Genomic DNA, 1,244 nt, shown 5'->3' with positions numbered 1-1,244 from the left:
GAAAAGTCCCTCTACGCTCATATTCTCAACCTGTCCGATCCGTGGCAGGTAAAGTCCCTTTCTCTCGATGAAAATGCCGGTTCTGTTACTGTCACTATTGAGATCGCTGAAAACACCCGGCTAGCCTGTCCGACCTGCGGTAAATCCTGTTCTGTTCACGATCACCGTCATCGTAAATGGCGCCATCTTGATACCTGCCAGTTCACCACTATTGTTGAAGCCGATGTTCCACGAATTATGTGTCCGGAGCATGGCTGCCTGACGTTGCCTGTTCCGTGGGCTGGCCCCGGAAGCCGGTATACGTTGCTATTCGAATCGTTCGTTCTCTCATGGCTGAAAATCAGCACCGTTGATGCTGTCAGGAAGCAACTTAAGCTCAGTTGGAATGCGGTTGACGGCATTATGACCCGGGCAGTTAAGCGAGGTCTTGCCCGGATAAAAAAGCCATTATCCGCCCGTCATATGAATGTGGATGAGGTCGCCTTTAAAAAAGGACATCGTTACATAACGGTGATCTCCGATCGCGATGGTCGGGCGCTGGCCTTAACTGATGATCGCGGCACAGAGAGTCTTGCCGGCTATCTTCGCACGCTCACTGATGGGCAGTTGCTGGCTATCAAAACGCTCTCAATGGACATGAACGCGGGCTATATAAGAGCAGCGCGTATCCACTTACCCAGTGCGGTTGAGAAAATCGCCTTTGACCGCTTCCATGTGGCGAAGCAACTGGGCGAGGTAGTTGATAAAACCCGTCAGAATGAACATCCGCACCTCCCTGTTGAAAGCCGACACCAGGCAAAAGGAACCCGCTTCCTGTGGCAGTACAGCGATAAGTGGATGACCGAATCCCGGCAGGAAAAGCTGATGTGGCTGCGTGCACAGATGAAGCTGACGAGCCAGTGCTGGGCGCTGAAAGAGCTGGCAAAGGATATCTGGAACAGGCCATGGAGCGAGGAAAGACGGAGTGACTGGCAGAGATGGTTGGCGCTGGCGGCTAACAGTGACGTTCCCATGATGAAAAATGCCGCGAAAACGATAGGAAAAAGGCTGTACGGGATCCTGAATGCGATGCGACACAGTGTCTCAAACGGAAATGCGGAGGCACTTAACAGCAAGATCAGGCTGCTGAGGATAAAAGCCAGGGGATACCGAAACCGGGAGCGCTTTAAACTGGGGGTGATGTTCCACTACGGAAAGCTGAATATGGCGTTCTGAGCCTTCCCACCATGATCGGGGAAGACCCA

Annotated in this window: 1 protein-coding gene; it reads left to right on the top strand. The window is 52.7% G+C overall.

All coding sequences use genetic code 11. The annotated features are described in order from the left end of the window. Positions 1 to 1,215, top strand: a 1,215-nt coding sequence (locus KCR01S_RS23575) for an ISL3-like element ISKox3 family transposase (RefSeq protein WP_156478814.1), incomplete at its 5' end; no start/stop codon positions are given. Positions 1,216 to 1,244: the final 29 nt, after the last annotated feature.

This window comes from Kluyvera cryocrescens NBRC 102467, assembly GCF_001571285.1.
GTDB lineage: Bacteria > Pseudomonadota > Gammaproteobacteria > Enterobacterales > Enterobacteriaceae > Kluyvera > Kluyvera cryocrescens.
Note: the sequence above shows the minus strand (reverse complement) of the source record. Positions and strands in the feature narration are given on the sequence as shown.